Raw genomic sequence first — 26,781 nt, 5'->3', positions numbered from 1 at the left:
CGCCCGCCACGACGGGGCCCAGCGTGATCACCGACCAGTACACCAGCACGCGCTGCACGAAGGGCCGCTGGCGGGCGACGTGCCAGATGTCGTTGAACGACTTGTCGATCGTCATGATCAGCAGCACCGACGTCACCACCAGGAAGGCGCCGCCGATGGCCGTCAGGCGCGAGGCCTGGCGGGCGAACTGGTTCAGGTAGTTCATGACGTTGTTGGAGACCGACGGCGGCATCAGGTTGTTCGTCAGGAAGTCTTCCAGCGCGAGGCGGAATTCCTGGAACAGGGGAAACGCCGTGAACAGCGACAGCGCCACCGCCAGCATCGGCACGATGGCCAGCACCGTGGTGAAGGTCAGGCTGGAGGCCACCTGCAGCAGCCGTTCCTCGCCGGTGCGTTCCGCCGCGAAACGCGTGGCGCGTCCAATGCGGGCCAGCCAGGTGTGGCGCCGGGAACGGGGGGAAGGGGCTTCCGTCTGGACGCCGGGGGCGGGCTCGGCCTGATGCTTCATCAGGCGATAATAGCGTATGACCGCAGCCCTGAATCCGACTTTGCGCCGTGTCGCATCCGCCTCGCTGGTGGCGTTGTTGCTGCTGTGCCTGGCCTGGGAGATCTTCCTGGCCCCGCTGCGGCCGGGCGGGTCGCTGCTGTTCCTGAAAGCCTTGCCGCTGGCGCTGCCGTTGCGCGGGGTGCTGCGGGGCAATGTCTATACCTATCAGTGGGCGGCCATGCTGTCGCTGCTGTACCTGATGGAAGGCGTGGTGCGCGCCATGTCCGACCCGCTGCCGGCCTCGGCCGCGCTGGCCGGCATCGAGATCGTCCTGTCCTCCGTCTTTTTCCTGTCCGCCATTTTCTACGTGCGGCCCGCCAAGCGCGCCGCCCGGGCAAAACGCGCATGAGCGGCGGGGCCGTCCCTCGGCGAATACGGGATTGCACCGGCATGCCGGTGCGTGTCTCGGTTCGCCGGGCGGGTCCGGTACGGTCGGGAATGCCTCTTGCGGGGGTTTCCCTCGCCGGCGGGCCCGCTTCCCTGTATGCCGCGCCCTGCGTCAGCACGAAGGCCTATCCATGAATTCAGTTTCCCGTTCCAGCACCCTGGCCGCCAGCCTGTCCGACCTGCGGACCGACAACAGCTTCGCCGCGCTGCCGCCTGCGTTCTACACCCGGCTGGCCGCGCGCCCGTTGACCGGTCCGCGCCTGTTGCACGCGAACCCCGACGCCGCCGCCCTGATCGGCCTGGATCCCGCCGCGTTGCAATCTCCCGAATTCCTGGCCGTGGCGTCCGGCGCGATGCCGCTGCCCGGCGGCGACACCCTGGCCGCCGTGTACAGCGGCCACCAGTTCGGCGTCTGGGCGGGCCAACTGGGCGATGGGCGGGCCCACCTGCTGGGCGAAGTGCGCGGCCCCCAGGGCAACTGGGAACTGCAGTTGAAGGGTGCCGGCATGACGCCGTACTCGCGCATGGGCGACGGCCGAGCCGTGCTGCGCTCGTCGGTGCGCGAATACCTGGCCAGCGAAGCCATGGCCGGCCTGGGCATTCCCACGACCCGCGCGCTGGCCCTGGTGGTATCCGACGATCCGGTGATCCGCGAGAGCGTGGAAACGGCCGCCATTGTCACCCGCATGGCGCCCAGCTTCGTGCGCTTCGGGTCGTTCGAGCACTGGGCCTCGAACCGCGAGCCCGAACTGCTGCGCACGCTGGCCGACTATGTCATCGACCGCTTCTACCCGCAGTGCCGCGATGCCGAAGGGGACAAGGGCCCGCTGGTGGCGCTGCTGGACGAAGTGACGCGCCGCACCGCACGCCTGATGGCCGACTGGCAGGCCGTGGGCTTCTGCCACGGCGTGATGAACACCGACAACATGTCCATCCTGGGCCTGACGCTGGACTACGGTCCGTATGGCTTCATGGACGCGTTCCAGCTGGGCCATATCTGCAACCACACCGACAGCCAGGGCCGCTACGCCTGGAACCGCCAGCCCTCGGTGGGGCTATGGAACCTGTACCGCCTGGCGGGCAGCCTGCACGCCATCGTCGACGACGCCGATGCCCTGCGCGCCGTACTCGAAGGCTACGAGGCCGTCTTCACCCAGGCCTTCCACGACCGGATGGCGGCCAAGGTGGGGCTGGCGCAATGGCTGCCCGAGGACGAGGAACTGCTGGACGAACTGCTGCGCCTGATGCACACGGGCCAGGCCGATTTCACGTTGACGTTCCGCCGCATGGCCGACGCGGTACGCGGCGAGTCCCAGCCGTTCCTGGATCTGTTCATCGACCGGCCGGCGGCGGGCCAGTGGCTGGCCCGTTTGCAGGCGCGCCACGCGGCCGATGGCCGGCCGGCCGGCGAGCGGGCGCTGGCCATGGATCAGGTCAATCCCCTGTATGTATTGCGCAACCATCTGGCCGAGCAGGCGATACGAGCCGCGCAGCAGGGCGATCCGTCCGAAATCGACACGTTGCTGCGCCTGCTGCGCGATCCCTACACGGCGGTTTCCGGCCATGAAGGTTATGCGGGGCTGCCGCCGGACTGGGCGCGCGGGATCGAAGTCAGTTGCTCGTCATGAACCGTGCGGCGGTGCAACATGCGTCAAAAAACCGGTTTCGCCGAGAAGTAAATGGAAAACATTTGATAAATGTGCCATTTGAACGTAACCAAATCGTAGATAATTCCGGGTGCACCCGCCGGGTGCGAGTGCTATTGGCTAAATGCAAAAGATCCGCGTCTACGGTGGCGTGGAGTTCATGAGGGGTCTTCGTGGGTTGGAGTGACCTGGTCGGACAGAGCGGCATATCAGCATTGATCGTGCTGGTAGTCTGCATCTTCTTTGTCTGCAGGGAGCTCACGTTGCGCCGCCGGTTCGCCCGCGACACCCTCACGGGCGCGCTCACGGTGGATGCCCTGCGCCGACGCATCCAGCCCAGCCTGCAGCGCACCGGCGGGCCGCCGGGCGCCATGTTCCTCATCCAGGTGGTGCATCACGCCGAGCTCAGCGCCATGCTGGACATCGCCGACAATCAGTCGCTGCAGTCCATGGTGGCCGACCGTCTGCGGCACGTCGCGCCCGACTGCCTGGTGGCGCGCTATTCCTCGTATTCCTTCCTGGTCTGGGCCTCCGACACCGACCGCTGGGCCGCGCGCGAGCTGGCGCCGCACATCATCGAACAGCTTTCCTGGCCCTACGAAATGCACGGCCAGCCGCTGCTGGTCGAGTTCCGCCTCTCGGTGGCGCTGTATCCCGACCACGGCGCCAGCATCGAGGAACTGGAGCGCAGCCTGTTGCTGGGCATGCTGCACGTGGAAGAGGACAGCGAATCGGCCTGGACCATGTTCGAGCCCGCCATGCTCGAACGCCAGCGCCATTTCCGCGGACTCGAGCACGACCTGCGGGTGGCGCTGGCCTCGTCCTCCATGGACCAGTTCGAAGTCTATTTCCAGCCGCTATGGGATAGCCCCACGGCCACCATCAAGGGTTGCGAGGCGCTGCTGCGCTGGCACCATCCCACGCAGGGCGCCATCTCGCCGGCCCTGGCCATCGAGCTGGCCGAGCGCACCGGGCTGATCGTGCCGCTGGGCGCCTGGGTGCTGGAGACCGCCTGCTCGCACGCGGCGCATTGGCCGCCCTCGTGGCAACTGCACGTCAACCTGTCGGTGCGGCAGATGTATTCGGCGGCGCTGCCGGTGCAGGTCAACCATGCGCTGGCCAACAGCCGCCTGCCGCCCAACCGGCTGGTGCTGGAAATCACCGAATCGCTGTTCATCTCGCAGTACGAACGGCACGTCGGCACCATGAACAGCCTGCGCGCGCGCGGCATCGGCGTGGCGCTGGACGACTTCGGCGTGGGTTATTCCAGCCTGACGCACCTGCGCAAGCTGCCGCTGGACTGGGTCAAGCTCGATCGCGGCTTCATCGCCGACATCGAGACCGACGCGGTCAGCCGCGACGTGGTGCTGTCGGTGCTGGTGATGTGCCGGGCGCTGGGGCTGACCGTGGTCGCCGAGGGCGTGGAAACGGCCGGCCAGCGCAAGATCCTGGACGCACTGGGCTGCCACCTGATGCAGGGTTTCCTGCTGGGCAGGCCGGCGCCGGCAGAGGATATCCGGGAGATCGCGGCGGCAATGTCATAATCGAGCCTCCCGCTTCCGCTCGATCGCATCCGCTACCGTCATGTCCGGCAATACCTTAGGCACTCTGTTCCGCGTCACCAATTTCGGCGAATCGCACGGCCCGGCCATCGGCTGCGTGGTCGATGGTTGCCCGCCCGGACTGCCGCTGGCGGCGGCCGACATCCAGGCCGAACTCGACCGCCGCCGTCCCGGCACTTCGCGCCACGTCACCCAGCGCCAGGAAGCCGACCAGGTCGAGATCCTGTCCGGCGTGTACGAAGGCGTCACCACCGGCACGCCCATCGGCCTGCTGATCCGCAACACCGACGCGCGCAGCAAGGACTATTCGAACATCGCGGACACCTTCCGCCCCGGCCACGCCGACTACACCTACTGGAACAAGTTCGGCGTGCGCGACCCGCGCGGCGGCGGCCGTTCGTCGGCGCGCCTGACCGCGCCCACCGTGGCCGCCGGCGCCATCGCCAAGAAGTGGCTGGCCTCGCAGTTCGGCGTGAAGGTGCGCGGCTACATGAGCCAGCTGGGTCCCATCGAGATTCCGTTCGAATCCTGGGACGAAGTGCCCAACAATCCGTTCTACGCGCCCAATGCCGGGGTGGTGGCGCAACTCGAGGCCTACATGGACGAACTGCGCCGCGATGGCGACTCCATCGGCGCGCGCATCGAGGTCGTGGCCGAAGGCCTGCCGGCGGGGTGGGGTACGCCCATCTACGACCGCCTGGACGCCGACATCGCCCACGCCATGATGGGCCTGAACGCCGTCAAGGGCGTGTCGATCGGCGCGGGCTTCGGCAGCATCGTGCAGCGCGGCTCCGAGCACGGCGACGAGATCACGCCCCAGGGCTTTCTCACCAATCACGCCGGCGGCGTGCTGGGCGGCATCTCCACGGGCCAGCCCATCACCGTGTCGCTGGCCATCAAGCCCACGTCCAGCATCCGGGTCGAACGCCAGTCGGTCAACCGCGCGGGCGAGCCCACCGTGGTCCAGACGCTGGGCCGCCACGATCCGTGCGTGGGCATCCGCGCCACCCCGATCGCCGAGGCCTTGCTGGCGCTGATCCTGATCGACCACGCGTTGCTGCATCGCGGCCAGTGCGGCTGAGCGCCCGGCGCGTCCGCGCCCGGTGGGCACGCCGCTGGTAGTCCCCCCTCGTACGTTGTTGTCCTCCTTGCCGGAGATCCGCATGGTTTCGATGATGATGATCCGTTCGCCCTGGGCGCGCCGCGCCGCGCAGGCCGCCGCCGCGGCCACGCTGGCCGTCCTGGCGGGTTGCGCCAGCGTCAACACCACGCAATCCGGCGCGGTGGGCGTGGAGCGTACCCAGTACATGTCCAGCCTGGTGCCCGAGCAGCAGCTCAACCAGGAGGCGTCGCAGCAGTACAGCGAGATCGTGCAGCAGGCGCGCACCAAGGGGTTGCTGGACCGCGACGCCGCGCAACTGAACCGCGTGCGCGGCATTTCCCAACGCCTGATCGCGCAGGTCGGCACCTTCCGTCCCGATGCGGCCAAGTGGGCCTGGGAGGTTCACGTACTGTCCACCGACGACATCAACGCGTGGTGCATGCCCGGCGGCAAGATCGCCGTCTACACGGGACTGCTGGACAAGATCAAGCCGACGGATGCCGAACTGGCCGCCGTGCTGGGCCATGAGATCGCGCATGCGCTGCGCGAACATGCGCGCGAGCGGGTGTCGCAGCAGATGGCCACCAACATCGGCCTGCAGGTGCTGTCGATCGCCACGGGCTCGTCCACCGCCTCCGACCTGGGTGGGCAACTGACCAACGTGATGTTCACGCTGCCCAACAGCCGCACGCACGAGACCGAGGCCGACCGCATGGGGGTCGAACTGGCCGCCCGCGCCGGGTACGATCCGCGCGCCGCCGTCACGTTGTGGCAGAAGATGGGGGCGGCCTCGGGCGGCCAGTCGCAGCCGGAGTTCCTGTCGACGCACCCGTCGGCCTCGACCCGCATCACCGAATTGCAGGCGACCGCCCAGCAGGTCATGCCGCTGTACGAGCAGGCCGGCAAGGCCGCCCGCTGACGTTGGCCGTCCGGCGGCATCGCCGGCCGCTGCCTTTCCGCCGCCCGGCCTCGTCCCGGGTTCCGTTTCCGCAGCCTGCGCTGCCCATTGATGGTTTGACTATGAAGATCGTATTCCTGGACCGAGCCACGCTGTCGCCCGAGGTCAAGTTGCGGGCGCCCGCCTTCGCGCATGAACTGGTGTCCCACGAGCGAACCGAGGCCGCGGAGGTCGCGGGCCGGATCGCCGATGCCGACATCGTCATCACCAACAAGGCCAGGATCAGCGCCGAATCGCTGGCGCAGGCCACGCGCCTGAAGCTGGTGGCGGTGGCCGCCACGGGCACCGACAACGTCGATCTGGCGGCCTGCGCGCAACGGCAAGTGGCCGTCAGCAACATCCGCAACTACGCCGTGAACACCGTGCCCGAGCACACGTTCGCGCTGATCTTCGCCTTGCGCCGCAGCATCCGCGCCTATGCCGATTCGGTGGCCGCGGGCCGCTGGCAGGCGTCGGGCCAGTTCTGCTATTTCGATTTCCCGATCCGCGACCTGGCGGGTTCGACGCTCGGCATCATCGGCGACGGCGTGCTGGGCAATTCGGTGGCGGCGATCGGGCGTGCGCTGGGGATGAAAGTGCTGTTTTCGGCCCACAAGGGCTCGTCCGGCATGGGCAGCCTGTACACGCCGTTCGAGCGGGTGCTGGCCGAGTCCGACATCATCACCCTGCATTGCCCGCTGCGGCCGACGACGCGCAACATGATCGGCGCGCCCGAGTTCGCGCAGATGGCGCGCAAGCCGTTGCTGATCAACACCGCGCGCGGCGGCCTCGTGGACGAGCAGGCGCTGGTCGATGCCTTGCGTGCCGGACAGATCGCCGGCGCGGGATTCGACGTGTGCACAGCCGAGCCGCCGGCGCCGGATCATCCCTTCATGGCGCTGGCCGACCATCCCCATTTCCTGCTGACCCCGCACGTGGCCTGGGCCTCACTGGAGGCCATGCAGGGCCTGGCGGATCAGTTGGTGGACAACATCGAGGGGTTCGTGGCGGGACAGCCGCGCAACCTGGTGACGCCGGCCCGTTAGGATCAGGATCGTGCGTATTGTGGGCACCAAGGGCGGATGGCGATCCGTCGTTTCCTCAATGCAGGTACCCACAATACTAGTATCGGTGGTTGAGTTGTACTAGGTTCAGGCCCTGGGCATAATTCGGCGATGCCGCAGTGGTCCGCGGCGGCGGGTGTCCCGAACACCGTTGCGCGGACCCAAGCCGGAATGTCCACTTGCAGAGCGCTTCCATGGCCCAATCCCTCTACGACAAACTCTGGGACGCCCACGTCGTCCACCAAGAGTCCGACGGTACCTGTCTGCTCTATATCGATCGCCACCTCCTGCACGAGGTGACCAGCCCGCAGGCGTTCGAAGGCCTGACGATGGCCGAGCGCAAGCCGTGGCGCATCAGCGCCAACCTGGCGGTGGCCGACCATAACGTCCCCACCCTGAACCGCGCCGGCGGCATCGACGACCCGATCTCCAAGCTGCAGGTCGATACGCTGGATGCCAATTGCGACAAGTTCGGCATCACCGAATTCCGCATGAATGACCTGCGCCAGGGCATCGTGCACGTCATCGGACCGGAGCAGGGCGCCACGCTGCCCGGCATGACCGTGGTCTGCGGCGACTCGCACACCAGCACTCATGGCGCCATGGGCGCGCTGGCGTTCGGCATCGGCACGTCCGAGGTCGAGCACGTGCTGGCCACGCAGACGCTGCTGATGAAGAAAGCCAAAAGCATGCTCATCAAGGTCGACGGCGAGCTGCCGTTCGGCTGTACGGCCAAGGACGTCGTGCTGCACGTCATCGGCATCATCGGCACGGCCGGCGGCACCGGCCACGCCATCGAGTTCGCGGGCAGCACCATCCGTTCGCTGTCGGTCGAAGGCCGCATGACGGTGTGCAACATGGCCATCGAGGCCGGCGCGCGCTCGGGCATGGTGGCGGTCGACGACAAGACCATCGAGTATTTCCGCGGCCGTCCCTTCTCGCCCACGGGCGTGCTGTGGGACCAGGCCGTGGCCTACTGGCGCACGCTGCACAGCGATGACGGCGCCAAGTTCGACCGCGTGGTCGAGGTCGACGCCCGCACCATCAAGCCGCAGGTCACCTGGGGCACCTCGCCCGAGATGGTGCTGCCGGTGGATGCCCGCGTGCCGGACCCCGACCGAGAGAAGGACGACGTGCGCCGCAACGGCATGGAGCGCGCGCTGCAATACATGGGCCTCAAGCCCAACACCCCGCTGACCGACATCCGCGTCGACCGCGTGTTCATCGGTTCGTGCACCAACTCGCGCATCGAAGACCTGCGCGCGGCCGCCGCCGTGGCGCGCGGCAAGCGCGTGGCTTCCAACGTGAAGCAGGCGATGGTCGTGCCGGGTTCGGGCCTGGTCAAGCAGCAGGCCGAGCGCGAAGGCCTGGACAAGATCTTCATCGAGGCCGGCTTCGAATGGCGTGAGCCCGGCTGTTCGATGTGCCTGGCCATGAACGCCGACCGCCTCGAACCCGAAGAACGCTGCGCCTCGACCTCGAACCGCAATTTCGAGGGCCGTCAGGGCCAGGGTGGCCGGACCCACCTGGTCAGTCCCGCCATGGCCGCCGCCGCCGCCGTGGCCGGCCATTTCGTCGACGTCCGTTCGTTCCGCTAAGGATTCCAGTCATGCAAGCATTCACCCAACATGAAGGCCTGGTGGCGCCGCTCGATCGCGAGAACGTCGATACCGACCTCATCATCCCCAAGCAGTTCCTCAAGTCCATCAAGCGCACCGGCTTCGGCCCGAACCTGTTCGACGAGCTGCGCTACCTGGATCACGGCGAACCCGGCATGGACAACAGCAAGCGTCCGCTCAACCCGGATTTCGTGCTGAACCAGCCGCGCTACCAGCACGCCTCGGTGCTGCTGGCGCGCAAGAACTTCGGCTGCGGCTCCAGCCGCGAGCACGCCCCGTGGGCGCTGACGCAATACGGCTTTCGCGCCATCATCGCGCCGTCCTATGCCGACATCTTCTTCAACAACAGCTTCAAGAATGGTCTGTTGCCCATCGTGCTGTCCGAGTTCGAAGTGGCTCGCCTGTTCGACGAAGTGAAGGCTTTCCCCGGCTACAAACTGCGCATCGACCTCGACCGCCAGGTCGTCATCGCCGCCGATGGACGTGAAATGGCCTTCGACATCGAGCCTTTCCGTAAATACCTGCTGCTGAACGGCCTGGACGACATCGGCCTGACCTTGCGCCACGCCGACAAGATCCGTGCCTTCGAGGCCGAGCGCCTGGCGCGCCACCCCTGGCTGGAAGGCAGGCCGGTGGTTTAGGGCCTGTTCCCGGCGTTGAAGCACTCAATCAATCATTCCAAGGTGGGCACCTCCTGCCTTCCATGCAAAACGAACAGGATTCATTCATGACGCATCAAATCGCAGTGCTGCCCGGCGACGGTATCGGGCCGGAAATCGTCGAACAGGCCGTGCGCGTGCTGGGCGCGCTGGGCCTGCCGCTGGAAATGAAGCAGGCCGCCGTGGGCGGCGCTGCCTTCGACCAGTTCGAGCACCCGCTGCCGCCGGCCACGCTGGACCTGGCCAAGCAGTCGCGCGCCGTGCTGTTCGGCGCCGTGGGCGACTGGAAGTACGACAGCCTGCCGCGCGAGTTCCGCCCCGAGCAGGCCATCCTGGGCCTGCGCAAGGCGCTGGGCCTGTTCGCCAACCTGCGTCCGGCCATCCTGTATCCCGAGCTGGCCAGCGCCTCGTCGCTGAAGCCCGAGATCGTGTCGGGCCTGGACCTGCTGATCATCCGCGAACTGACCGGCGACATCTACTTCGGCACCCCGCGCGGCGTGCGCACGGCCGAGGACGGCGCCTTTGCCGGCGAGCGCGAAGGCTACGACACGATGCGCTATGCCGACACCGAAGTGCGCCGCATCGCGCGCATCGGCTTCGAGGCGGCCCGCAAGCGCGGCAAGAAGCTGTGCAGCGTGGACAAGGCCAACGTGCTGGAAACCTCGCAGTTCTGGCGCGACATCGTCATCGAGGTCAGCCGTGAATACCCCGATGTCGAGCTGTCGCACATGTACGTGGACAACGCCGCCATGCAGCTGGTGCGCGCGCCGCGCAACTTCGACGTCATCGTCACCGGCAACCTGTTCGGCGACATCCTGTCCGACGAGGCCGCCATGCTGACGGGCTCGATCGGCATGCTGCCGTCGGCCTCGCTGAACGCCAACGGCCAGGGCCTGTACGAGCCCAGCCACGGTTCGGCGCCGGACATCGCGGGCAAGGGCGTCGCCAACCCGCTGGCCACCATCCTGTCGGCCGCCATGCTGCTGCGCTACTCGCTGGACCAGGCCGGCCAGGCCGACCGCATCGAGGCCGCCGTGCGCAAGGTGCTGGCTTCGGGCCTGCGCACCGCCGACATCCACGAGAGCGGCACCACCAAAGTGTCCACCGCCGAGATGGGCGACGCGGTGCTGAAGGCGCTGTAATCCGGCCCGCTTCGGCAGCGCGCCGCGCATTCTGATAAATTGGAAGGATTCCTTTCTTTTTTCACGTAGTTATCACTTTCAAGAGCTCTTCAAGATGACGCAAGCAGTAGGCCTCGTCGGGTGGCGCGGCATGGTCGGTTCGGTGCTCATGCAGCGCATGCGCGACGAAAACGACTTCGCCCTGATCGAACCCGTGTTCTTCTCCACCAGCAACGCCGGCGGCGCCGCCCCTTCGTGGGCGGACGGCGCGGGCCCGTTGCAAGACGCCTACGACATCGAAGCGCTCAAGAAACTGCCGATCATCGTCACCGCCCAGGGCGGTGACTACACCACCGAGGTGTACGGCCGCCTGCGCAACGAAGGCTGGACCGGCATCTGGATCGACGCCGCCAGCACGCTGCGCATGGCCGATGACGCCATCATCGTGCTCGACCCGGTCAACCGTCCGGTCATCGACGCCGCCCTCAAGCGCGGCGTGCGCAACTTCGTCGGCGGCAACTGCACCGTCAGCTGCATGCTGATGGGCCTGGCCGGCCTGTTCAACAACGACCTGGTCGAATGGATGACCTCCATGACGTACCAGGCGGCCTCGGGCGGCGGCGCGCAACACATGCGCGAACTGCTCACCCAGTTCGGCACCCTCAACCAGGCCGTGCGCCCGCTGCTGGACGATCCGGCATCGGCCATCCTGGACATCGACCGTGGCGTGCTGGCGGCCCAGCAGGATCCGGGCCTGGCCCGCGAGCACTTCGGCGTGCCGCTGGGCGGCAGCCTCATCCCCTGGATCGACAAGGATCTGGGCAACGGCATGTCCAAGGAAGAGTGGAAGGGCGAGGCCGAGACCAACAAGATCCTGGGCCGCGGCGCGGCCTTCGGCACCCGGCCCACCCCGATCGACGGCCTGTGCGTGCGCATCGGCGCCATGCGCTGCCACAGCCAGGCGCTGACCATCAAGCTCAAGCGCGACGTGCCGCTGGACGAGATCCAGGACCTCATCGCCCAGGGTACGCAATGGGCCAAGGTCATCCCCAACACCAAGGAAGACACGGTCAAGGGTCTGACCCCCGTGGCCGTCACCGGCACGCTGGACATCCCGGTGGGTCGCCTGCGCAAGCTGTCGATGGGCCCGGACTACCTGGGCGCCTTCACCGTCGGCGACCAACTGCTGTGGGGCGCCGCCGAACCGCTGCGCCGCATGCTGCGCATCGCTCTGGCCGAGGCCTGATTCGCCCTTGCGCGGCGCCGGGCGCCGCGCTGATCGGGTACGGCGAGAGCACCTGCGGGTGCTCTCGTCACATCCAGGGTGTATTTTCCGGCATGACAGGCGGATTGCAGGTTTGAACGCCTTGCATGATGCCTTTACACTTTCGGGCTGCGTTCTTCGAGATCGCAGCCCTGCGCCATATCGATCGATCACGAAAAGCAGAATAGGGAATCCCGGCTCATGACTTCGCATCCGCGTAGCCTGCATCATGTCCCCCGTAACAAGGCCCTGGGCCTGGCGTTGGCGCTGGCCATCGGCACATCCGTCTGCGTGGATGCGCAGGCGGCGCGTGCAGGACATGCGCGGGTCGCGTCCTTGCCCGGCGAGCCCATGCGCATCGAGATTCCGCTGCTGGACCTGACGGCGGACGAGGTCGCCTCGCTGCAGGTGCAACTGGCCGACGCCGCGTCGTGGCAGCGCGCCGGCCTGCAGCCGCCTGCCCCATTGGCCGACACCCGGGTCAATCTCGAGGGCAGCGGCGCGGCCCGCCGCGTGGTCAGCATCACCGCCACGCAGCCGATCACCACGCAAACCGTCGACATGCTGCTGGACCTGCGCTCCAGCGCCGGCCAGCGCCAGATGCAGGTTACGCTGATGGTGCCGGCACGCGACGCCGAGGCCGGCTTGCGCCGCGCGGCGGTTCCGGCACCCGCGGCGGCGCCCCGGCCCGCATCCGGCGGTGCGCAGGCCGCGCAACGCGTCGACGACGTCACCGTGCGTCCGGGGCAGACCCTTTCGGGCATTGCCGTGCGCCACGCGGTCGCCGATGCGTCCGTCTACCAGATGCTGGTGGCGCTGTGGCAGGCCAATCCGCAGGCCTTCATCCAGAACAACATGAACCTGGTGCGCGCCGGCGAAACGCTGACGATTCCCGACGCCGCGACCGTGCGCGCCATCGATCCCGACGAGGCCCGCCGCATTTTCGCCGAGCAGGCCGCCGCTTACGAGCGCTATCGCGGCCGCCTCGGCGCTGCCGCGGGGGCGGGCGCCGCCGTGCCGCGCGCCGATGGTTCGTCCGGCCAGGTGGATAGCGCCAGCAGCGGCTCGCCCGTGGCGCAGCCGCCGGCGCAGGACCGCCTGCGCTTGTCCAACGGAGCGGCGGGGGCGGCGGGCAATACGGCGGCTGGCGCCGGTGGTTCGTCGGATGCGGCGGGCGATGCCCGCGCTTCCGACCAGCGTGCCATGAACGAAGCGCGCCAGCGCGTCGATGCGCTGCAGTCCAACGTGGATGCATTGAATCGTGCCGCGGCTGGCCAGGGTGCAGGGGCCGGTGGCGCGGCCACGGCCGCTTCGGGCAATCCAGGCGGCGCGGCAGGGCAAGGCAACGCTGCCCAGCCCTCGGCCAACGGTGCGGCAGCGGCAGGCCCGGCCGGTGCGGCTGCGGCAGCAGGTACTGCGGGTGGCGCGGCCGGGGCCAATGGGAATAATGCCGCGGCTGGCGGTGCGGCCGGCGCGAACGGCACGGCGGCCGCTGGTGCTGGCGTGGGTGGCGCAGGCAACGATGCCGCCACTGCTGGCGCCTCCGCCGGCGCGCCAGGCAGCGGCATGGCGGGTAGCGCCAATGGCGCCTCGAACAATACGCCTGCCCAGGCGGGTGCAGGTGGCGCCGCGGCAGGCACGCCGTCCGCCGCCGCCGGATCGGCTGGCAACGCGCCATCCGCGCAGCAAGGCGCCGCCTCTACTCAGGGCAAGGTCGGCATGCCGTCATGGCTGGTCGATAATCTGCTGGCCGTCATCACGGCCGTGCTGGCGGTACTGATCTTCATCGTGGCCTGGATGCTGCGCCGGGCGGGCACGCGCCGCAACGAAGACGTGGAAGCGGTCGACTACAGCGATCCTCCGCCTTTCGACAGCCGCGCCTTCAATCGCAAGCTCGACGCGATCGATCTCGACCTCAATCATCCGCCCACGGACGAGGCCAAGCCGGTCCAGCGCGACGCCTCGCCGGCGGCGGCGCCTGCCGTCGCGCCGGCGGCCGCGCCTTCGCCGTCCGCGGCGCCTTCTCCCTTTGCCGCGCCCTTGAGTCCTTCCCCTGCCGGCGACGCCCCGCCGACACAGGGCAGTGCCTCCGCGACCCCAGCCCAGGCTCCGGGGACGTCGCCATCGCAATCGCCGTCCTCGTCGCCGTTTGCTTCACCTTCGTACAACAACCGGACCTGACATGCCGCGCATCGCCCTGGGCCTGGCCTACGATGGGTCGGCCTGGCAGGGCTGGCAGACCCAACCGCACGGCCAGACCGTGCAGGACACGCTCGAAACCGCGCTGGGCGCCTTCAGCGGCACCCATCGCCCCATTTCCACGATCTGTGCCGGGCGCACCGACACCGGCGTCCACGGCGCCGCGCAGGTCGTGCACCTGGACACGGATCTGGCGCGCCGCGACGAGTCCTGGGTGCGGGGCGTCAATGCCTTCCTGCCGCCCAGCATCGCCGTGCAGTGGGCGCAGTCGATGCCCGAGACCTTCCACGCGCGTTTCTCGGCGCGCTCGCGCACCTACGTCTATCTGCTGTGGCGGGGCCGCGTGCGTCCGCCGCTGTGGGCCGGCCGCGCCGGTTGGTGCTTCCAGCCGCTGGACCTGGACGCCATGCGCCAGGCTGCGCAGGCGCTGATCGGCGAACATGATTTCTCCAGCTTCCGGTCCTCGCAGTGCCAGGCCAGGCACCCCGTGCGCACCATGCATCGCCTGGATATCGAAGACCGTGGCCCGTTCATCGTCTTCACGCTGCGTGCCAACGCTTTCCTGCATCACATGGTGCGCAACCTGATCGGCGCGCTGCTGCAGGTAGGCCAGGGCCGCGAAAGCGTGGCCTGGATGGGCCAGTTGCTGCAGGCGCGCGACCGCAGGCTGGGCGCGCCCACCTTCATGCCCGATGGCCTGTATCTGGCCGATATCGAGTATCCCGACGAATTCGGCCTGCCGCCGTTCGATCCCTCGGCCACGCAACTGGCGCCCTTCATCGGCTGAACGTCCGGCGCCGTTCGCTATGATGGCCGGGTAGCATTACGCTACGCATCCTCAATTGATGAGCCGCTTCCAACTGCTCAGGGCTATCCCGATTTCTCATGCGCACCCGAATCAAGATCTGCGGCCTCACCCGCGAGGCGGACCTCGACGCCATTGTCCAGGCCGGCGCCGACGCCATCGGCTTTGTCTTCTATCCCGGCAGCAAGCGCTATGTCTCGCCCGCGCGCGCCGCTGAACTGCGCCGCCGCGTGCCGGCCTTTGTCGACGTGGTCGCCCTGACGGTCAACGCCAGCCAGGATGAGATGCGCGCCATCGTGGGCGAGGTCGGTCCGGACCTGCTGCAGTTTCATGGCGACGAAGCGCCCGAAGAATGCCGCCGCCCTGGCCGCCGCTATCTGCGCGCATTCCGCGTGGGCGCGCCCGGCCTGGATACCTCGGACGCGTTGGCCGCGTATTGCGCACAATACGGCGACGCCGCTGGCTGGCTGTTCGACAGCTATAGCGCGGGCTACGGTGGCAGTGGCCTGGGCTTCGATCGTGCCTTGCTGGCAGGCGTGCAGGCCTCGCCCGACAGCCGCGCCTTGGTGCTGGCTGGCGGCTTGACGCCCGAGAACGTGGCCGACGCCGTGCGAGCGGTGCGGCCATGGGCGGTGGACGTCAGCAGTGGCGTAGAAGAGGGGCCAGGACTGAAGTCGATCGAGCGCGTAAAAAAATTCATCGATTCCGTGAATTTTTCCGCCAACTGACTTGCACAGTCCAAAAGGCTTCGCTATAATCTTTTTCTTCGCTGCTGACACGCAAAAACGAGTGGCAGCGACTGAAGGCGGTTAGCTCAGATGGTTAGAGCGCCACGTTGACATCGTGGAGGTCGTTGGTTCGATTCCAATACCGCCTACCAAGAATTACAGCAAGAAGAAATACAGCAAGTGCTGGCAAAAAAGCCGCTAGGTCCATGACTTGGCGGCTTTTTGTTTTCCGGCGAAGAAACCCGATGGCCCGGCATCCGCAAGAACGGATGGGCGGAGTCGGGCACTGCTCGACACAATGGCCTTTACCGCTGCTCGGCGTGCGCCATTTCCGCCCCGAGTCTGGCTTCGGCCAAATATTCATGGCCGGCCCACGTCAGGCGTATGCCATGGTTTTCCCTTGCCAGCAGTCCCGCGTCGAGCAGGATCCGGATGTGGTGGCCGAACAGCGGACCCATCGCGGAATTCCCTTTTGCGGCAGCATCGATCAGCGTCTCGAGATCATGCACCTCGACCTCATCGGTTTCTAGGGCAGTGAGGATCGTCATGATGACTTCGAAGTTGCGCTTCATATTCTCTCCTGGTGGCCACGGGTGACGGCTGCGATATTGCCCGCACAAACGGCAGTGGAATCCATCCCGTGCGGACTTTGCCTTCGTGATCCCTTTGGTTCCTGTCGATGCAGGCTGTGGTGGATATCCGCATTCTGGAATGCACGCCAGCGGATTCGTCCGGCATCGCCGCGTGCCATCGCTGGCCGGCGCTGCGCGGACGTGTTGCCGGCTTACTTGCACTGCTGAAGCGCGATCTCGCAGATCGAATGCAGGCGTGTGCGGATGTGCGCTTTCAGGTCTTCGGGGACGTGCTCATCGTTCAGCAAGTTGGCCAGCATCGTGTGCATGCTGCGGCTGGCTGCTTCGATGGTGGGCTTGTCCTTCGCCGCCAGGAACAACAGCAATCCCAATGCCGTGGCATCGGCGATCGAGTTGGCGGCGTAGGTGGTGATATCGACACCCGTATTCGACATGATGGGGGTTTCCGGCAAGTGTGGTTGTCTGGATGGGACGTCAGCGGCCCGAGGACTGTTCCAGAACAGGCAGAGGCCACGTCTGGATTTTCGGGCGGCAACGGTAGCATGGTTTCGCCTGCGGCCTTCAAGCGCTGGTCCGGGGCCGGGTAGGCGGTATTGGAATCGAACCAACGACCCGGGTGTGTCGTGCTGGCTAGGCGGCTGGGCCATGCAAGGCCGCCAGCAACTGCAGATCCAGTTTCAGCAGGCCATCCTCCATGAGTTTTACCTCATCCGCAATGACCGGCATCGTCACGCAACCCAGCATGGCCGCGCGCGCTGCATCCAACTGGCCGAGCAGGCCGTCGCCCGCCCGGCACAGCATGCAGGCCGCGCCCTTGATGTGGTGGACCCGCTCGGCCGCGGCAACGGCGTCGCCGCGTTCCAGCGCCGCGCGCATCCGCACCAGATCCGAGTGCAGGTGCTCGCGCGCCAGGATCAGCAGACGATTCAGCTGGGCGGCATCGGGGCAGATGCCGCGCAGGCGAGGCAGGTCGAGCATCGCCAGGCCGGGCTGGTCGTGGCTGGGCGAATCCGCCTGGCCGCCAGGGGGCGGGGGCATAGGCATGGCCGCTATTCCTCCCCCGCGTCCCGCCGGAACTTCTCTTTCAGGTAAAGCGCCAGCGCCAGGTCATCGGCCAGGCCCAGCTTGCGCATGGCGCGGCGCTTGTGGGTGCTGACGGTCTTCTTGCTGCGCACCAGGCGCGTGGCGACCTGCGTGACGGAAAAGCCCAGCGCGATATGCCGCAGGATCTCGGTTTCGGCGGCGGTCAGCCGGGCATCGGGATGCCGGGGTTCGGCGCGGTGCACGCGGCCAAACGTGCTGACGTAGAAATTGCGCGGGTCGCCGACGGTGGCGCGGATCATGTCGGGGATGGTGTGCGGCGGCTCGGTCTTGGACAGGTAGCCGTTGGCGCCCGCGCGATAGGCCGCGTATTCGGTGTCCTGCGCGCGGCCCGCCGACAGGGTGATGAGGGCCATGCCGGGATACTGCCGGCGCAATCGCTTGATGAAATCCATGCCGTCCCAGGGGTCGTCGGGCAGGTAGTAGTCGACCACGGCGACGTCACAGGGCACGTGCTGCAGATTGGCGACCAGGCTTTCCGCCGAGGTCTCGGCGTGCACGACGTCGAGGTCGGCGTTGCCGCGCAGGAACGAGGCGATGCCCATGGTGGTGACGGGATGGTCGTCCAGGATGGCCACGCGCAGGCGGTGGCTGGGGCGGGACAGCAGCATGTAGCGCCGTCCGGCGGCCAGGCGGCTATCGGTTTCGCAAAGGAGGAGGGATGGGGTCGGGATGGGTGCGTGATGAGGTTGGGTCATGGGTGGGGTGCTGCGAACGACGGAACATCGAGAACATGCGACTTGCTTTGACGAGACGTGCTTTACGAGATGGGTAACAATATGTTGCGTTTTTGCAGTCGTAAGGCTGAAGCACCCCTGAAAATCAGACAAAGTGACGCCCGTGGGGTGACAAAAAGGCAATCGGTCCCCGACTTCTCATGAAGTGCTACAATTGGCGCAATCTGCGACCGACATGTTCCGCTTTCATGTACGCAATGTCGGTACATTGGTCGCCTCCCCGAAGCCATTCCTCATTACCATGCTGCCTTTGAAGCCCGCCCGAACTACGACCGGATACTTCCGCACCATGTCGCGTAAGTAAGTCCGAAGTCGGGTCCCGCGTGTCGCACCAGACAGCAGCCCAGCAAGGCAATCAGATCGAACGCGGCTAAGGCCGCGTTCTTCGTTTTTCATTCCAGGAAGTGCTCCGATGGTTCAAATCACATTGCCCGATGGTTCGCAGCGCCAGTATCCCGGTCCGGTCACGGTCGCCGAGGTTGCGCAGTCCATCGGAACCGGGCTGGCCAAGGCCGCGCTGGGCGGCAAGATCGCGCAAGAGGGCGCCGAGCCGCGTCTGGTCGACACCAGTTTCCGCATCGACCACGACACGAGCCTGTCCATCGTCACCGCCAAGGATGCCGACGGCCTGGACATGATCCGCCACTCCACGGCCCACCTGCTGGCGTACGCCGTGAAAGAGCTGTTCCCTGATGCCCAGGTCACCATCGGCCCGGTCATCGACAACGGCTTCTACTACGACTTCTCGTACAAGCGTCCCTTCACGCCCGAAGACCTCGAAGCCATCGAGAAGAAGATGGCCGAGCTGGCCAAAAAAGACGAGGTGGTCACGCGCGAGGAGTGGACACGCGACGACGCCGTCAAGTTCTTCGAGGGCATCGGCGAGCGCTACAAGGCCGAGATCATTGCGTCGATCCCGTCCAACGAAACCCTCAGCCTGTATCGCGAAGGCCAGTTCATCGACCTGTGCCGCGGCCCCCACGTGCCGTCCACGGGCAAGCTCAAGGTCTTCAAGCTGATGAAGGTGGCCGGCGCCTACTGGCGCGGCGACAGCAACAACGAGATGCTGCAACGCATCTACGGCACGGCCTGGGGTTCGAAGGAAGACCAGGAAGCCTATCTGCACATGCTGGCCGAGGCCGAGCGCCGCGACCACCGCAAGATCGGCCGCGATCTCGACCTGTTCCACTTCCAGGACGAAGCGCCGGGCCTGCTGTTCTGGCACCCCAAGGGCTGGACCCTGTGGCAGCAGGTCGAGCAGTACATGCGCGCCGTCTACCGCGACAACGGCTACCAGGAAGTGAAGGCGCCGCAGATCCTCGACCTGTCGCTGTGGAAGAAAACGGGCCACTGGGACAACTACCGCGAGAACATGTTCACGACCGAGTCGGAGAACCGCGTCTACGGCCTGAAGCCCATGAACTGCCCGGGCCACGTGCAGATCTTCAACTCGGGCCTGCACTCGTACCGCGAGCTGCCGCTGCGCTACGGCGAGTTCGGCCAGTGCCACCGCAACGAGCCCTCGGGGTCGCTGCACGGCATGATGCGCGTGCGCGGCTTCACGCAGGACGACGGCCACATCTTCTGTACCGAAGACCAGATGCAGGAAGAATGCGCCAACTTCACGGCGCTGCTGCAGAAGGTGTACCGCGACTTCGGTTTCGACGAAGTGCTGTACAAGGTGGCCACGCGCCCCGAGAAGCGCATCGGCAGCGACGAAACCTGGGACAAGGCCGAGCAGGCCCTGATGGACAGCCTGCGCCGCACCGGTTGCGAATTCGAGATCTCGCCCGGAGAGGGCGCGTTCTACGGCCCCAAGATCGAATACACGCTGAAGGACGCCATCGGCCGCCACTGGCAGTGCGGCACGATCCAGGTCGATTTCTCCATGCCCGTGCGCCTGGGCGCCGAGTACGTGGACCAGAACGACCAGCGCCGTCCGCCGGTGATGCTGCACCGCGCCATCCTGGGTTCGCTGGAGCGTTTCATCGGCATGCTCATCGAGAACCACGCCGGCGCGATGCCGCCCTGGCTGGCTCCGGAGCAGGCCATTGTGTGCTGCATTTCCGAGCCTTCGGCCGATTATGCGGCACAAATAACACAAACCCTGAAAAAACAAGGCTTTAGGGTGCAGGCCGATTTGCGTGGTGAAAAAATCACTCGTAAAATCCGGGAGCATAGCCTGCAGAAGGTTCCGTATATCCTCGTCGTAGGCGACAAGGAAATGCAGAATGGGACTGTTGCGGTTCGTGGTCTGGGTAACCTCGACCTCGGCGTCATGCCGCTCGATGACTTCATCGCGCGTCTGTCCGAGGATGTCGCCACCCGCCGCGCCGTGCAGCAACCCGCAAGCAGCGCCGTCTAATCTTTAGGAGTCGTCAACATCGCCACTGAAAAAAGCATACGCATCAACGGTGAAATCCGCGTGCCCGAGGTGCGTCTGATAGGTCTGGAAGGAGAGCAGTTGGGCATCGTCAAGATCGCCGATGCATTCCGTCTCTCCGAGCAAAGCGACGTGGATCTGGTGGAAATCGCGCCCAACGCCGAACCGCCGGTCTGCCGCCTGATGGACTACGGTAAGTTCAAGTATCAGGAGCAGAAGCGCCAGGCCGAGGCCCGATCGAAGCAGAAGGTCATTCAGGTCAAGGAAGTCAAGTTCCGTCCCGCCACCGACGAGGGTGACTATCAAGTCAAGCTGCGCAACCTGCGCCGCTTCCTCGAGGAAGGCGACAAGGCCAAGATCACGCTGCGTTTCCGCGGTCGTGAAATGGCTCACCAGGAACTGGGCATGCGCGTGCTCGAGCGCGTGCGCGACGACCTGACCGAACTGGCCCAGGTCGAGGCGATGCCCAAGCTGGAAGGCCGTCAAATGGTCATGGTGCTGGCCCCTCGCAAGAAGGCCGGCAAGGCCGACGCGGCTTGAACGACGAACGGCCCGGCCGCCTTGCGGCGCCGGGCCGTGTGTTTTTCCGCCTGTTTTCCAGCCGCCTGGGCATTGCGCCGGCTTGTCACGAACATGCCGGGTCCGGCCACGCCATGTGCGCCGGGTCTTGCGCTTCTGCCTCGCAACCCCCATTTAAGCTACCATGACCGTCTGTGTCCGCCTTTGTCGGCGGAGGTAACAAGCGGGTGTACTCATGCATGTCCTGTTCGTCATCGATCCCTTGCCGCTGCTCAAAGCGTACAAGGACAGTTCCGTCGCCATGATGCGCGCGCTGGTCGCGCGTGGGCATACGCTCAGCGTCACCCTGCAGGGCGATCTGTACATCGATGAAGGCATCGTCAATGCGCGCACGACCGCCATCGAGCTGGTCGAAGGCGCGGATCTGCACGAGCACGCCTGGTGGAAGGTTGCCGGTCCCCACGCCGCGCCCGGGGGCGATCCGGCGGCGAAGGGGGCTTCCGTCGATCTGCCGTTGTCCAGTTTCGACGCCGTGGTCATGCGCAAGGACCCGCCGTTCGACATGGAATACGTGTACTCCACCCACCTGCTCGAATATGCGCAGGCCCAGGGCGCGCGCGTGTTCAACAGCGGGGCGGCCATTCGCAACCACCCCGAAAAACTTACCATCACCGAATTCGCCGACCTGGCCACGCCCACGCTGGTCACGCGCGACATGGAGCGCCTGAAGGCATTCCACGCGCAGCACCAGGACGTGATCGTCAAGCCGCTGGACGGCATGGGCGGCACCGGCATCTTCCGCCTGCGCGCCGAAGAGCCCAACCGCAACGCCATCCTGGAAACGCTGACCGACAACGGCCAGCGCACCATCATGGCGCAGCGTTACATCCCCGAGATCGTCAAGGGCGACAAGCGCATCCTGCTGATCGGCGGCGAACCCGTGCCGTATTGCCTGGCGCGCATTCCGCTGGCCGGCGAAACGCGTGGCAACCTGGCCGCCGGCGGCCGGGGCGTGGCGCAACCGCTGTCCGACCGCGACCGCCAGATCGCCGTCACCGCCGCCGAGCGCCTGGCCGGCCGTGGCCTGCTGCTGGTGGGCCTGGACGTCATCGGCGACTACGTCACCGAAGTCAACGTCACCAGCCCCACCTGCTTCGTCGAGATCACCGAGCAAACCGGTTTCAACGTAGGAGAGATGTTCGCCAAGGCGCTGGAACGCGCGGTCGGCTGAACCTCGATATCCGCCATGAAATTGCCGCCTTGCGCCCTGCGCGCGTCCTGTTCGCCGCTGTCGCCCTTCTTCGGACGGATGCCATCGTGACCGGTATCGTCATCGTGGTGCATGCGCCGCTGGGCGACGCCATGCACGAACTGGCCAGCCACGTGCTGGGCGGCGTCGTCGCCGATTCGCTGGCCGTGCACGACATCCAGCCCGAAGATACGCCCGAGGTCCAGGCGCCGGCCGTGCTGCAGGACATCCTGCGGGTCGACCGCGGAGAAGGCGTGCTGGTGCTGACCGACCTGATCGGCGCCACGCCGGCCAACATCGCCAAGCGTGCGGTGGCCGACGCGCAGGCGCAGGGCACGCGCTGCTGCGTGCTGGCCGGGCTGAACACCCCCATGCTGCTGCGGGCGCTGACCTACCGTAACCTGCCGCTGGCCGAGACGCGCGAGAAGGCCCTGGCGGGCGGCGTCCAGGGTTGCTTGCAGGTAGACTGACGGGCAACCGTTTTGCCCTATATCATCCGGGTATCGCGGTTTCGGGCGCCAGGCGTCCGAAGCGTGCCCGGCCTGTATCGTGGTCTCAGGATCCTATGCCCAGTTCAGACATCGTCATCAGCAACAAGCTTGGCCTGCATGCGCGCGCGGCGGCCAAGTTGACGCAACTCGCCAGCCGCTACCAGAGCGAGATCTTCATTTCGCGGGACGCCAAGCGCGTCAACGCCAAAAGCATCATGGGCGTGATGATGCTGGCCGCCGGTATGGGCGTCACGGTCCGGCTGGACGCCAGCGGCAACGACGCCGACCAGGCCCTGGCAGACATTCAATCCCTGTTCGACAGCAAATTCGGTGAGCACGAGTAAGAAGGCCGCCAAGCTGGCCGAGGCGCTCGCGGCGGCAGCCGTGCAGGCGGGCGAGCCGCAGCAGCCCGGCGCAGTCATCGCGCTGCGCGGCAAGCCCGTGGCGCGCGGCTACGCCATCGGACGGGCGGTGGTCCTGGGCGCCGCCGCGCTCGAAGTGGCCCACTACCGTATCGCCGCCGAAGATATCCCCGCCGAGCGCGAACGCCTGACGGACGCCCTGCAGCGGGCGCAGGACGAACTGCTCGAGATGGCGGACACGCTGCCCGAGGACGCGCCGCGCGAACTGGGCGCCATGCTCAACGTGCACCGCCTGCTGCTGGGCGATCCGCTGTTGGCCGAGCCGGCGCTGGACCTGATCTCCGAACGCCAGTACAACGCCGAATGGGCGCTGACCGCCCAGGGCCAGATGCTGGGCGAGCAGTTCGAGGCCATGGAGGACGAGTACCTGCGCGAGCGCGGGGCCGACGTGCGCCAGGCCATCGAGCGCGTGCTGCTGGTGCTGTCCGGCACCTCGGCCACCTTGCCGGACACGTCGCAGGTCGACGGCGCCGAGCCGATGGTCGTGGTGGCGCACGATATTTCCCCGGCCGACATGCTGCGCCTGCGCGGCGCGCGCTTCGCGGCGTTCGTCACCGACCTGGGCGGCCCCACGTCGCACACCGCCATCGTGGCGCGCAGCATGGGCGTGCCTGCGGTGGTGGCCATGGGCAACGTGCGCGAACTGGTGCGCGATGGCGACATGCTGATCGTCGACGGCGCCACGGGCAACGTGCTGGTCAATCCTTCGGCCCGCATCCTCGACGAATACCGCGCGCTGCAGGGCGTCTACGCCGACGAGCGCGCCGAGCTGGCGCTGTTGCGCGACGTGCCGTCGGTCACGCTGGACGGCATCGACATCGTCCTGCACGCCAATATCGAACTGCCTGAAGAAGCCGAGCTGGCCATGGCCGCCGGCGCCGACGGCATCGGCCTGTTCCGCAGCGAATTCCTGTTCATGGGCCGCGCCACGCTGCCCACCGAGGAAGAGCAGTACGAGGCCTATGCAAAAGTCGTGAAGGTGATGGCGGGCCGTCCGGTCACCATCCGCACGCTGGACATCGGCTCGGACAAGACGCTGGACGGCGAGGCCACCGTGGCGACCAATCCGGCGCTGGGCCAGCGGGCCATCCGCTACTGCCTGGCGCGTCCCGAGATGTTCGCCACGCAACTGCGCGCCATCCTGCGCGCCTCGGCCCACGGGCCGGTGCGGCTGCTGGTGCCCATGATCGCGCACATGCACGAAGTGCAGGCCACGTTCGCGGCCATCGCCTCGGCGCGCGCCGAACTCGATGCGCGGGGCCAGGCCTACGCGGCGCACATGGAGGTGGGCGCCATGGTCGAGGTGCCGGCCATCGCCATCGCCATCGAGCCGTTCGCGCAGGCGCTGGATTTCCTGTCCATCGGCACCAACGACCTCATCCAGTACGCCCTGGCCATCGACCGCGGCGACCACGACGTGGCGTCGCTGTACGACCCGCTGCATCCGGCCGTGCTGCGGCTGGTGGCCAATACCATCAATGCGGGCGAGCGTGCCGGCAAGCCCGTGGCGGTGTGTGGCGAGATGGCCGGCGATGCGCGCTACACGCGCCTGCTGCTGGGTCTGGGCCTGACCGAGTTCTCGATGCACCCGCAGCAATTGCTGGACGTCAAGCGCGAGGTGCGCCGCGCGCATTCCAATGCCTTGCGCGTCAAGGTGGCGGGCGTGCTCAACCGCGCGCTGCCGGTGGACCTCGATCAGTTGGATCAGGCCTGACGGCCCGTACCGGTTCCGTCCGTTTTCGCCCGGACGGAACCGGGGCCTTGTTTCCCCGTTTTTGTCCCTTGCCGTGGGGTGTACCCGCCACGCAACGGTATTGTCATCTTTGCTCCGGTTTTGTTGCGACGCACCATCCGCAGGTCTAAGATGGATTCGTCAGTTTCCCGCGCACGCCTCCTGGAGAGAGCCATGAACGACACCGTCCGTACCGACATCCGCATTGCCGCCGAACCGGCCCGCAGCATCGCCGGACAGTCCCGACAGCGTTCCCGGGCTCTTCGCCTCAAGCGCCTGGGTGCAGGCCTGAGTGACGCCTGGTGCGAAATCCTGCAGGGTGTGAAGGCGGCGCGCGATGCGCATCCGGTGATCTCCGCCTACCGCCCGTCTTGATCCCATCGTCCGGACAGCGCCGATACCCAAAGCGCTGCCGCAAAATCGAACGGCCGCCGTGACGCCACGGCGGCCGTTTGCATTCCTGTGCTCGAAAAGGGTATTGCTGCAATGCGGCATCACGCCATCATCTGCGCCAGCAGATAGCCATCCAGCACCACGATGCCGGTCGTGGCCACCACCGCCGCCGCCGACCAGGGGCCGCGCAAGGCATGGCGGCCCATCACGCTGCGGCGCCGCGCCAGCACCACCAGGGGAACCAAGGCGAAGGGCAGGGCCAGGCTCAGGATGACCTGGCTCAGCACCAGCAGGTTGTCCGGGTCCTGGCTGCCCGTGGCCGCCAGCAGGGCCAGCGCCGCCACGCCCGCGACCGCCCGCGTGGCCAGCGCCCTGCGGCGTTCCGACCAGCCGCTGCCCGCGGGCTGGAAGCCCCTCGACAGCACGCGTCCCGCCATGACGCCGGTGATGGTCGAACTCTGGCCGGCCGCGTACAGCGCGATGGCAAAGACGATCGCCGCGCCCGCGCCCAGCGTATGGGCGATGGCGGCGTGCGCGTCGTCCAGGCTGGCCACGACCGGACCGGCGCCCGATAGCGAGGCCGCGGCGACGATCATGATCGCAGCGTTGATGAGCATGGCGATGCCCAGCGACACGACGGTGTCGTTGCGCGCGATGCGCATGGCCAGGGGGCGGTCGGCGGGCGCCAGGTCGCGTGCGCGTTGGGCCAGCGCTCCGGAATGCAGATACAGGTTGTGCGGCATCAGCGTGGCGCCCAGGATGCCCAGGGCCACCAGGAAGGCCTGGGGATCGCGCAGCGTGCGGCCGGTGTCGGCCAGGCCGGCCGCCATGGCAGCCGTCGACGGCTGCGCCTGTATCAGCAGATACACGAAGGCCAGGGCGACGATGCCGAGCAATACGCCGATGACTTGCTCGTGCCGGTCGGCGTTGCGGCGCGCGGCGTAGAACACGGCCAGCGTGCCCAGCGCGGTGGCGGCCACGCCACCCATCAGCGGCAGGCCCAGCAACAGGCGCAGGGCAATGGCGCCACCGATCAGTTCGGCCAGGGCCGTCGCCAGGATGGCGGCTTCGCCAGCGATCCAGGCGGTGCGCGCCAGTGGGCGCGGCAGGTGCCGGGCGGTGAGGGTGGCGAGGTCCTGGCCGGTGGCCAGCGCCAGGCGGGCCGTCAGCACCTGGAAGCCCATGCCCAGCAGGGCGGCCGCGAACACGACGGCCAAGAGGCCGTAGCCGAAGCCGCTGCCGCCGGCGATGTCGGTGGCCCAGTTGCCCGGATCGATGTATCCCACGGCCACCAGCAGGCCAGAACCGGCCATGGCACGCAGGCCAGCCATTCGAGCCGTGGGGGGCTGGCGTGTGGCGTCGCTTCCGGAAAGGGCGAGGATCAGTGAGGTCATGGTGCAATCCTGAGAATAGTTTTCATTCTCTAGATTGCAGCAGAGGCCGTCAAATTGATTCGAGGAAAGGATCCGATAGTTTTTACAAACCCGCCGCACGTGTCGTGCCGCATGGATCCTTCCCTTG

The 26,781-nt window shown here is 67.0% G+C and carries 26 protein-coding genes and 1 tRNA gene; 21 read left to right on the top strand and 6 right to left on the bottom strand.

Translation table 11 applies throughout. The features are described 5' to 3' along the window. A partial coding sequence (locus tag A7W11_RS28895) for a YihY family inner membrane protein (protein WP_235816958.1) occupies positions 1-508 on the bottom strand: 508 nt, incomplete at its 3' end. Between the two features lie 16 nt (positions 509-524). Between A7W11_RS28895 and A7W11_RS23905 the strand changes: the two genes are divergently transcribed. The 14 genes from A7W11_RS23905 (at position 525) to A7W11_RS23840 (ending at position 15,792) form a co-directional block, all read left to right on the top strand. Next, complete coding sequence (locus tag A7W11_RS23905; protein WP_066420137.1) at positions 525-896, top strand: DUF2069 domain-containing protein; 372 nt, start codon at positions 525-527, stop codon at positions 894-896. Between the two features lie 169 nt (positions 897-1,065). Continuing rightward, a complete protein-coding gene (locus A7W11_RS23900) occupies positions 1,066-2,562 on the top strand; it encodes a protein adenylyltransferase SelO (RefSeq protein WP_066420134.1) in 1,497 nt (498 codons plus the stop codon). Positions 2,563-2,753: 191 nt separating this feature from the next. Beyond that, positions 2,754-4,124, top strand: coding sequence for a putative bifunctional diguanylate cyclase/phosphodiesterase (locus A7W11_RS23895; protein WP_066420132.1), 1,371 nt, complete (start codon positions 2,754-2,756; stop codon positions 4,122-4,124). Positions 4,125-4,164: 40 nt separating this feature from the next. After that, positions 4,165-5,223 (top strand): chorismate synthase, encoded by a 1,059-nt coding sequence (gene aroC / locus A7W11_RS23890; RefSeq protein WP_066420130.1) that lies wholly within the window; start codon positions 4,165-4,167, stop codon positions 5,221-5,223. A gap of 91 nt (positions 5,224-5,314) precedes the next feature. Then, a complete protein-coding gene (locus A7W11_RS23885; protein WP_066421703.1) occupies positions 5,315-6,163 on the top strand; it encodes a M48 family metallopeptidase in 849 nt (282 codons plus the stop codon). A gap of 101 nt (positions 6,164-6,264) precedes the next feature. Next, entirely contained in the window at positions 6,265-7,227 is a 963-nt protein-coding gene (locus A7W11_RS23880; protein WP_066420124.1) for a D-2-hydroxyacid dehydrogenase, read from the top strand. A 212-nt stretch (positions 7,228-7,439) separates the two neighbouring features. Next, the gene (gene leuC / locus A7W11_RS23875; protein WP_066420122.1) at positions 7,440-8,843 is read left to right on the top strand and encodes a 3-isopropylmalate dehydratase large subunit; all 1,404 of its coding nucleotides are present in this window, start codon (positions 7,440-7,442) and stop codon (positions 8,841-8,843) included. 11 nt (positions 8,844-8,854) lie between these two features. Then, positions 8,855-9,505, top strand: coding sequence for a 3-isopropylmalate dehydratase small subunit (leuD, locus tag A7W11_RS23870; RefSeq protein WP_066420120.1), 651 nt, complete (start codon positions 8,855-8,857; stop codon positions 9,503-9,505). Positions 9,506-9,591: 86 nt separating this feature from the next. Next, positions 9,592-10,665 carry a 3-isopropylmalate dehydrogenase gene (gene leuB / locus A7W11_RS23865; protein ID WP_066420118.1) on the top strand — a complete coding sequence of 358 codons (1,074 nt, stop codon included), beginning with the start codon at positions 9,592-9,594 and terminating at the stop codon, positions 10,663-10,665. A gap of 94 nt (positions 10,666-10,759) precedes the next feature. Beyond that, entirely contained in the window at positions 10,760-11,890 is a 1,131-nt protein-coding gene (gene asd, locus A7W11_RS23860) for an aspartate-semialdehyde dehydrogenase (protein ID WP_066420115.1), read from the top strand. A 219-nt stretch (positions 11,891-12,109) separates the two neighbouring features. Then, positions 12,110-14,089: a type IV pilus assembly protein FimV gene (locus A7W11_RS23855; RefSeq protein ID WP_066420113.1), complete on the top strand. Its 1,980-nt coding sequence runs from the start codon at positions 12,110-12,112 to the stop codon at positions 14,087-14,089. 1 nt (position 14,090) lies between these two features. Beyond that, positions 14,091-14,894: a tRNA pseudouridine(38-40) synthase TruA gene (truA, locus tag A7W11_RS23850; protein WP_066420112.1), complete on the top strand. Its 804-nt coding sequence runs from the start codon at positions 14,091-14,093 to the stop codon at positions 14,892-14,894. Positions 14,895-14,992: 98 nt separating this feature from the next. Further along, a complete protein-coding gene (locus A7W11_RS23845) occupies positions 14,993-15,640 on the top strand; it encodes a phosphoribosylanthranilate isomerase (RefSeq protein ID WP_066420110.1) in 648 nt (215 codons plus the stop codon). A 75-nt stretch (positions 15,641-15,715) separates the two neighbouring features. Further along, positions 15,716-15,792 (top strand) — tRNA-Val (locus A7W11_RS23840). 153 nt (positions 15,793-15,945) lie between these two features. Here the strand turns inward: A7W11_RS23840 and A7W11_RS23835 are convergent. The 4 genes from A7W11_RS23835 to A7W11_RS23820 all read right to left on the bottom strand — a co-directional run bounded on the left by A7W11_RS23835 (position 15,946) and on the right by A7W11_RS23820 (position 17,945). Next, positions 15,946-16,212, bottom strand: coding sequence for a hypothetical protein (locus A7W11_RS23835; protein WP_066420108.1), 267 nt, complete (start codon positions 16,210-16,212; stop codon positions 15,946-15,948). Positions 16,213-16,424: 212 nt separating this feature from the next. Continuing rightward, entirely contained in the window at positions 16,425-16,667 is a 243-nt protein-coding gene (locus A7W11_RS23830; RefSeq protein WP_066420107.1) for a hypothetical protein, read from the bottom strand. 196 nt (positions 16,668-16,863) lie between these two features. Next, the gene (locus A7W11_RS23825) at positions 16,864-17,277 is read right to left on the bottom strand and encodes a hypothetical protein (RefSeq protein WP_156523219.1); all 414 of its coding nucleotides are present in this window, start codon (positions 17,275-17,277) and stop codon (positions 16,864-16,866) included. Between the two features lie 5 nt (positions 17,278-17,282). Continuing rightward, positions 17,283-17,945 (bottom strand): response regulator, encoded by a 663-nt coding sequence (locus A7W11_RS23820; RefSeq protein WP_066420102.1) that lies wholly within the window; start codon positions 17,943-17,945, stop codon positions 17,283-17,285. 538 nt (positions 17,946-18,483) lie between these two features. Here A7W11_RS23820 and thrS point away from each other — a divergent pair. The 7 genes from thrS (at position 18,484) to A7W11_RS23785 (ending at position 25,242) form a co-directional block, all read left to right on the top strand. Further along, positions 18,484-20,436, top strand: coding sequence for a threonine--tRNA ligase (gene thrS, locus A7W11_RS23815; RefSeq protein ID WP_066420100.1), 1,953 nt, complete (start codon positions 18,484-18,486; stop codon positions 20,434-20,436). Positions 20,437-20,496: 60 nt separating this feature from the next. After that, on the top strand, positions 20,497-20,994 hold the full coding sequence (gene infC / locus A7W11_RS23810) for a translation initiation factor IF-3 (RefSeq protein ID WP_328587229.1): 498 nt from the start codon (positions 20,497-20,499) through the stop codon (positions 20,992-20,994). A gap of 214 nt (positions 20,995-21,208) precedes the next feature. After that, the gene (gene gshB, locus A7W11_RS23805) at positions 21,209-22,204 is read left to right on the top strand and encodes a glutathione synthase (RefSeq protein ID WP_066420098.1); all 996 of its coding nucleotides are present in this window, start codon (positions 21,209-21,211) and stop codon (positions 22,202-22,204) included. A gap of 86 nt (positions 22,205-22,290) precedes the next feature. Next, complete coding sequence (locus A7W11_RS23800) at positions 22,291-22,692, top strand: PTS sugar transporter subunit IIA (RefSeq protein ID WP_066421691.1); 402 nt, start codon at positions 22,291-22,293, stop codon at positions 22,690-22,692. A 95-nt stretch (positions 22,693-22,787) separates the two neighbouring features. Continuing rightward, positions 22,788-23,057: an HPr family phosphocarrier protein gene (locus A7W11_RS23795; protein WP_066420097.1), complete on the top strand. Its 270-nt coding sequence runs from the start codon at positions 22,788-22,790 to the stop codon at positions 23,055-23,057. Positions 23,058-23,139: 82 nt separating this feature from the next. Beyond that, entirely contained in the window at positions 23,140-24,849 is a 1,710-nt protein-coding gene (gene ptsP, locus A7W11_RS23790) for a phosphoenolpyruvate--protein phosphotransferase (protein WP_268874750.1), read from the top strand. Between the two features lie 192 nt (positions 24,850-25,041). Beyond that, positions 25,042-25,242 (top strand): hypothetical protein, encoded by a 201-nt coding sequence (locus tag A7W11_RS23785; protein WP_066420095.1) that lies wholly within the window; start codon positions 25,042-25,044, stop codon positions 25,240-25,242. A 119-nt stretch (positions 25,243-25,361) separates the two neighbouring features. Here the strand turns inward: A7W11_RS23785 and A7W11_RS23780 are convergent, their stop codons facing one another. Beyond that, on the bottom strand, positions 25,362-26,654 hold the full coding sequence (locus A7W11_RS23780) for an Nramp family divalent metal transporter (RefSeq protein WP_066420093.1): 1,293 nt from the start codon (positions 26,652-26,654) through the stop codon (positions 25,362-25,364). Positions 26,655-26,781 lie beyond the last annotated feature (127 nt).

The organism is Bordetella ansorpii (assembly GCF_900078315.1).
Taxonomy (GTDB): Bacteria; Pseudomonadota; Gammaproteobacteria; order Burkholderiales; family Burkholderiaceae_B; genus Bordetella; species Bordetella ansorpii.
The sequence above is the reverse complement of the archived record's forward strand: the minus strand, read 5'-3'. Positions and strand labels throughout refer to the sequence as shown.